Origin of the sequence: Streptomyces sp. SID3343 (assembly GCF_009865215.1) — a bacterium.
In the GTDB taxonomy this organism is placed as follows: Bacteria; Actinomycetota; Actinomycetes; order Streptomycetales; family Streptomycetaceae; genus Embleya.
In genome coordinates this window covers 1-6,534 of record NZ_WWJX01000778.1, presented here as the reverse complement: position 1 = coordinate 6,534, position 6,534 = coordinate 1, and the positions used below count along the sequence as shown (strand labels likewise).

5 protein-coding genes are annotated in these 6,534 nt (G+C 72.5%); 1 reads left to right on the top strand and 4 read right to left on the bottom strand.

Features of this window, described 5'->3' with window-relative positions; all coding sequences use genetic code 11:
* Window positions 1-208, top strand: a 208-nt coding sequence (locus GT354_RS24285; RefSeq protein WP_161358501.1) for a hypothetical protein, incomplete at its 5' end; no start/stop codon positions are given.
* 343 nt (window positions 209-551) lie between these two features.
* Here GT354_RS24285 and GT354_RS24280 read toward each other — a convergent pair.
* The 4 genes from GT354_RS24280 to dnaE all read right to left on the bottom strand — a co-directional run.
* Entirely contained in the window at window positions 552-956 is a 405-nt protein-coding gene (locus GT354_RS24280; RefSeq protein ID WP_161358500.1) for a DUF3040 domain-containing protein, read from the bottom strand.
* 297 nt (window positions 957-1,253) lie between these two features.
* A complete protein-coding gene (gene dinB, locus GT354_RS24275) occupies window positions 1,254-2,465 on the bottom strand; it encodes a DNA polymerase IV (protein WP_161358499.1) in 1,212 nt (403 codons plus the stop codon).
* A 51-nt stretch (window positions 2,466-2,516) separates the two neighbouring features.
* Window positions 2,517-3,245 (bottom strand): methyltransferase domain-containing protein, encoded by a 729-nt coding sequence (locus GT354_RS24270; RefSeq protein WP_161358502.1) that lies wholly within the window; start codon window positions 3,243-3,245, stop codon window positions 2,517-2,519.
* 118 nt (window positions 3,246-3,363) lie between these two features.
* Window positions 3,364-6,534, bottom strand: a 3,171-nt coding sequence (gene dnaE, locus GT354_RS24265; RefSeq protein ID WP_161358498.1) for a DNA polymerase III subunit alpha, incomplete at its 5' end; no start/stop codon positions are given.

Sequence of the window (6,534 nt, the reverse complement as noted above, 5' to 3'; positions counted from 1 at the left end):
GCTGCTGTACGCGGCGGCACCGCCGGCCCGGGTGCCGGGGCTGGGCAAGGACGTACGGGTGATCCGCGCGGGCCTGCTCGCGACGGTGGAGCGCGGTCGACGGATCCGGGCGCAGCTACTCCCGCCGTCACTGCGCCGCAAGGATCGGCGAAGCCTCGCCGAGCGCCGCTACGCGCTGACCCGCCGAATCCGCCGCACCGCTCACTGAACGCGGGACACCGAACGCGGATCGCACCCGGAACAAGGAAAACGCCGGTGGCGCCGGCCCCGAGAAGCTTCGGGGGCCGGCGCCACCGGCGTCTTGCTCGTCTTCACCTGCACACGTCTTCGCCTGCGCACGTCTTCGCCTGCACACGTCTTCATGTGCGCATGGCTTCATGTGCGCATGTCTTCACCCACACAGCCGCATGAGACACGCAGCCCTTGATGCGCACCGCTCAACGCGGCGCACGGCCCAACGACGCTCACAGCGCAATGACGCACCCGGCCCAACGACGCGTACAGCCGCGCGAACCGCGCGGCTGTGTGCGTTCGAGGTCGTGTGGAGACCGTCAGCTCTCGTTTTCCTCGCGGCGCCGACGCCAACGGTCCTCGATACGGTTCATCATCTTGGCCTTGCGCCGACGTGGGGCCCGGCCGCGGGCGGCGCCGTTGCCGCCGCCACCCTCTCCCGCTGCCCCCGTCGCGGGCCCCCGGCGCCAGCCGGTGACCGCCAGGAGCGCCCCGCCGAGCATCGCCAGGAAGCCGATGACGCTCACCCAGATCTGCTGGACCATCATGCCGGTCATCAAGAGAACGATGCCGAGCAGGAATCCCAGGATCGCCTGGAAGGTGCGTCGCCGGGTGTGCCGGCGCATGCCGGCTGCTTCGAGCGCTGTCGCGAATTTGGGATCTTCGGCGTAGAGCGCTCGCTCCATCTGCTCAAGCATGCGCTGCTCGTGCTCTGAGAGCGGCACGGCGTCCTCCTTCGTCGGCCGCGACGCGACCTTGCGGCCCTTTCAGGATAGGCAGGTAATCGCTGTCGTGAAACCCACCCTCGGCACAGGCTCGAAGCCCGGTTTCGGATGAGGGGTCACCACGTCGATTCCCGCCCCTGTCGACACTCCTGCCCTGTCCGGCACGCGCTCACGCTCATGTCGCCCGGTCAGGGCTTCGATGATATGCGTCCGAAGCCGCTTCGCGCTCAGGGACCGCCGTGCGTGATGCGTGCGTGAGGCCCGCGAAACGCCGCGGCCCGGCCCGGGCGGACGCCGTCAGCGGCGCAGGCGAGGTCCCCGCGGGGCGTCGCGGCCCAGCAGGGTGGCCGCGACCAGCGCCGAGTTGCCGAATCGGCGGCGCACCGCGTCTGCCGCGCGCTCGGCCTCGCGGTGACCCAACGCCCTTTCGCCCAGCGCCAGTTGGCGCGGGTAGGCGCCGCTCACCAGGCCTTCGACCCGGATCCCGACCAGCCGCAGGCGGGCCCGTTCCAGGCCGAGCGAGCCGTGCAGCACGCACGCGACGCCGTAGATCTCGTGGCCGACGTCGGTGGCCTCGCGCAGGGTTTTCGAGCGGGTGAGTGTGGTGAAGTCGGCAAAACGAATCTTGACCGTCACCGTCCGACCGGCGGCCTTGGCGCGTCGGAGCCGGGTTCCGGTGCGGTGCGCGAGGTCCAGGAGGGTGCGCCTGATCACGTCCGGATCGTCGACGTCGGTCGGGAAGGTCTCCTCGGCCCCGATGCTGCGTTCGGGCTCCCACGGGATCACCGGCCGCGGGTCGCGGCCCCACGCGAGTTCGTGCAGGTTGCGGCCGGCGGCCTGGCCGAGGGCGCGGCCGAGGGTGTCGACCGAGGTGTGCGCGACGTCTCCGATCGTGCGCAGCCCGAGGCCGGTCAGCACGCCGTTGGTCCGCTCCCCGACACCCCACAGCCGGTCGACCGGGAGCGGGTGCAGGAAGCCCACGACCTCTTCGGGGCGCACCACCCGCAGGCCGTCGGGTTTCGCGAGGGCGCCGGCCAGTTTGGCGGTGAACTTGTTGTCGGCGATCCCGACGGAGCAGGTGACGCCCTGTTCGCGGTGGACCCGGGCGCGGATCCGCTCGCCGATCGCGGTGGGCGGGCCCAGCCGGCGGGTCGCGCCGGCGAGGTCGAGGAACGCCTCGTCCAGGGACAGCGGCTCCACCCGCGGGGTGATCGAGCGCAGGATCTCCATGACGCCGCCGGAGACACGCGTGTAGTCGTCGTAGCGCGGACCCAGGAAGATCGCGTGCGGGGCGAGCCGACGGGCGCGGGAGGTGGCCTGGCCGGCGTGCACGCCGAGGGCGCGGACGTCGTAGGTCGCCGACAGCACGACGCCGCGGGGGCCGAGACCGGCCACGACCAGGGGACGGCCGCGCAGTTCGGGGTTGCGGCGGATCTCGACGGACGCGTAGAAGGCGTCCATGTCGACGTGCATGATCGCCTGCGGCGTGGGGCGGGTGGTGTCGTTCATCGGGCACCACCCGCTCCGCGGGGTCGACCAGCCGCCGGACCGGCCGCCGGACTAGCCGCCGGACTTGGTGGCCAGCAGGTGCAGTTGGGTGGCCAGGGCGCGGTATTCGGGCTGTTCGGCCGCGGCGTGCTCCAGCGCCAGGAGGGCGTCGAAGGAGGCCGGGTCGTCGACCAGGACGCCCGGGACCAGGTCGGCGAAGACCCGGATGGCGTGCACGGGGCCGGCTTCCAGGCCCGCCTTGGCGACCAGGTCGATGAGGTCGGCGACGGCGAAGCGGCGCGGCATCGGGTCGGCCGTGCCCCAGCGCCCGTCGGGGTCGCCGAGCACGTGTCGGGCCTGCTCGAAGTGCCCCGCGAGGGCGCGGGCCAGGACCGCGCCGGTGCGGTTGGCCGCGAGCAGGCTGAGCGTGCCGCCGGCGCGCAGGGCGCGGACGATGTGCGCGAGGTCGCCGGCCGGGTCCTCGACGACCTCCAGGACGCCGTGGCACAGGACGACGTCGGCGGCGTCGGGTTCGACCACGTCGAACAGCCCGTGCGTGTCGCCCTGGCAGGCGCGCACCAGCGACGTGACGCCGGCCTCGGCGGCCCGGCGCTCCAGCGCGGCGAGCGCGTCGGGGCTGGGGTCGACGACCGTGACCCGGTGGCCGAGACGGGCGATCGGGACGGCGAGGTTGCCGGTGCCGCCGCCTGCGTCGAGCACGTCCAGGACGTCGCGCCCGACCGTCCGGGCACGTCGGTCCAACGCCTCGTGCAGTACCTGCCACACGACGGCGGTACGCATCGAACTGCGCCTGCGGGTCTGGTCGTGCCTGTGGCTCTGCTCGCGTCTGCCTGTCTGGTCGGACAAGGACAGCCTCCTTGGGAACTGGTCGGCTCCCACCTTATGACGTGTCCGCGATTCATCCGGCGCTCCCGGGGCTGGCGTGCCACAGCTTGCGCGGGGCCGCTTTGGTGGGGTCGCCGGCGGGGCGCAGGTCGGCGTACGGGGAGACCTTGAAGCCGCTCGCGTGCACCAGGACGCGGCGCCGGGCCGGGGCGGGCACGGTCGGCGCGTCGGCGGCCATCAGTTCGTGCACGGCGCGGACGCCGCCGGTGGTCCACGCGTCGTGCAGCGTGCCCAGTTCCCAGCAGCCGGTGGCGCGCAGCGACACGCCGCGCGGTCCGGTGCGGCGCAGTACGCCGCGCACCACGAGCAGCCACGAGTGGAACAGGGTTGCCGCGTAGGGGTCTTGGGCGTCCTCGAAGAAGGTCGTGTCGACCGGCCCGGTGGCGTCGTCCAGGGTCAGGAAGATCACTCGGCGGCCGGTGCGGATCGGCGGGGTCTGGGTGGCGACCTTGACGCCGGCGACGAGCAGTTCGGAGCGGTTGCGCCGGGTCAGCAGGTCGCGGGCACGGGTGGTGCCGAGGTCGGCCAGGAACGGCGCGTAGAAGTCGAGCACGTGTTGTCCCGCGTCCAGGCCGAGGATGTCGAGTTCGGCGCGGATGCGTTCGACGTCGGTGAGGTCGGGCAGGCCGGTGCGGGTGGGGCCGTCGGGGACCAGGCCCAGGTCCAGTTCGGGGCCGGTGCGTCGGCGTTTGTCGCGGCCGAGTCGGTCCAGGTCGGTGAGGTGGAGCAGGAGGTCGCGGCGGGTGGTGGGGGCGGGGTGGAGGGCGTCGAATCCGCCTACGGTCACCAGTCGTTCGGTGGTCGGGCGGGACGCACCGCTTCTGGTCTTGAAGTCGGTCAGGGAGGCGTACGGCCGGTGGGCCAGGATGTGCGCGACCTCGTCGGTGCCGATGCCCTTGATCTCGGCGAGCGGGATGCGGATGCCGGGGGTGCCGTCGGGGGCGGGTTCGACGCGGTACATGTCGTCGGAGCGGTTGACGTCGACGCCCAGGATGGGGACGCCGCATTGGCGCGCGTCGTCGAGGATCAGCCGCTTGGGGTACATCCCGGGATCGTGGGTGAGCACGCCGGCGAGGAACGCGGCGGTGTGGTGCGCCTTGAGCCACGCGGACTGGTAGGTGGGGACGGCGAACGCGGCGGCGTGCGCCTTGCAGAACCCGAACGACGCGAAGGCCTCCAGGACGGCCCAGATCTTGTCGATCACGGCCGGTTCGTAGTCGCGGCGCGCCGCGTGTTCGTAGAGCCAGTCGCGGACGGCGGGCTTGCGCTCGTGGCTGCCGAGGGCGCGGCGGGCGACGTCGGCGCGGGCGAGATCGCAGCCGGTGGCGGTGGCGATGATCTTGATGACCTGTTCGTGGAAGACCACCACGCCGCACGTTTCGGCGAGGTGCTCGCGCAGGCTCGGGTGGATGTAGTGCGGCTCGGCCCAGCCCTGCCTGGCCTTCAGGAACGGGGTGACCATGTCGCTCTTGACCGGTCCGGGGCGAAACAGCGAGATGTCCACGATGATGTCGGCGAACGTCTCGGGGGCGAACTTGCCGATCAGTTCGCGTTGACCGGGCGATTCGATCTGGAAGCAGCCGAGGGTGCGGGTGGAGCGGATCAGGTCGAAGGTCGCGGGGTCGTCGTGCGGGACCGCGTCGAGGTCGATCGTGGTGCCGTCGACGCGCTCGACCTCGGCGATCGCGTGCGCCATCGCGGACTGCATGCGCACGCCGAGCACGTCGAGCTTGAGCAGGCCCAGGTGTTCGACGTCCTCCTTGTCGAACTGGCTCATCGGGAAGCCCTGCGCGGAGGTCTCGACGGGCGTGCGGTCGAGCAGGGTGAGGTCGGACAACAGGACGCCGCACGGGTGCAGCGCGAGGTGTCGGGGCAAGCCGTCGAGCCGGGCGGCGAGTTCGAACAGGCCGTCGAAGCCGCCGTCCTGGGAGAGTCTCCGCGCGCGCAGTTCGGGCAGGTCGCGCAGCGCGGGGCCGAGGTCGCGGGCGCGGATGTGCGGAAACGCCTTGGCGAGTTCGTCGATCTCGCCGGCGGCGAGGCCGAGCGCCGCGCCGACGTCGCGGATCGCGTGCCGGGCGCGGTAGGTCTCGGCCATCGACACGCACGCGCAGCGCTCGGGGCCGAAGACCTGCATGATCCGTTCGTAGACGTCGGTGCGGCGCGCGGATTCGACGTCCACGTCGATGTCGGGCAGCGCGGTGCGCCGGTCGGAGACGAAGCGCTCCATCAGCAGGCCGTGGCGCAACGGGTCGACGCCGGAGATGCCGATGAGGTGGTTGACCAGGCTGCCCGCGCCGGATCCTCGGGCCGCGCAGCGCACGCCCATGTCGCGGATGAGGTCGACGACGCCGGCGACGGTCAGGAAGTAGGACGGCAGGCCGAGTCGGCCGATCAGGGCGAGTTCGTCGTCGAGGCGGGTGCGGGCCTCGGCGGTGGGGGCGATGCCGCGCAGACCCAGGCCTGCTTCGCAGCGGGCCCGCAGTTCGGCGGCGGCGCGGCTCGCGGGGACGCCGAGTACCTCCGGTTCGGGGTAGAACACGCTGCCGATGCCCAGGTCCTGCTCGGGGTCCAGGACCAGGTCGTCGGCGAGGGTGCGGGTCGCGTCGAGCAGCGCGGCGGCGGTGCCGATGCCGGCCAGGCAGGTGATCTCGGCGGCGACGGCGACCATGTCGAGGGTGGGTTTGAGGTACTCCTCGGAGCCGGTGCGCTCCAGGTGGTGTCGGCCGAGTGGGACCAGGCGGCGGGCCGAGTCGAGCACGTCGGCGATCACCGCGTCCTCGCGGTCGGCGCAGCGCACGGCGTTGGTGAGCACGGCGGGCACGCGGTGCTCGTCGGCGAGGGTGAACATGCGGGCGGCGTGGACGGTGGAGCGGGCCTGGTGAAGCGGGGCCAGATGGCACACCAGTTCGATGAAAAAAGCATCGCCGGGCAGGGCCGCCTTCGCGTGGGTGAGCAGTCGCCCGGCGCGCGCGTGTTCGGCGGCGGCGACCGCGCGGCCGATCTCCGAGTCGGGGCCGGCGAGGACGACGAGGTCGCCGTCGGTGGCGGCGAGCGCGTCCCACGTGGTCACCGGGTGATCGCGGTCGCGTCGGTGCGCGTCGCTGATCAGGCGGCACAGCGCGGCCCAGCCGGCCTTGCCGCGCGCGAGCACGGTCACCCGCGGATGGCGGGGGTCGGTGAAGGC

What these genes read in the sequence shown, in the direction of transcription:
- dinB (WP_161358499.1), bottom strand. Translation starts at nt 2,465, where the DNA reads ATGAACGACACCACCCGCCCCACGCCGCAGGCGATCATGCACGTCGAC.
- GT354_RS24270 (WP_161358502.1), bottom strand. Translation starts at nt 3,245, where the DNA reads ATGCGTACCGCCGTCGTGTGGCAGGTACTGCACGAGGCGTTGGACCGA.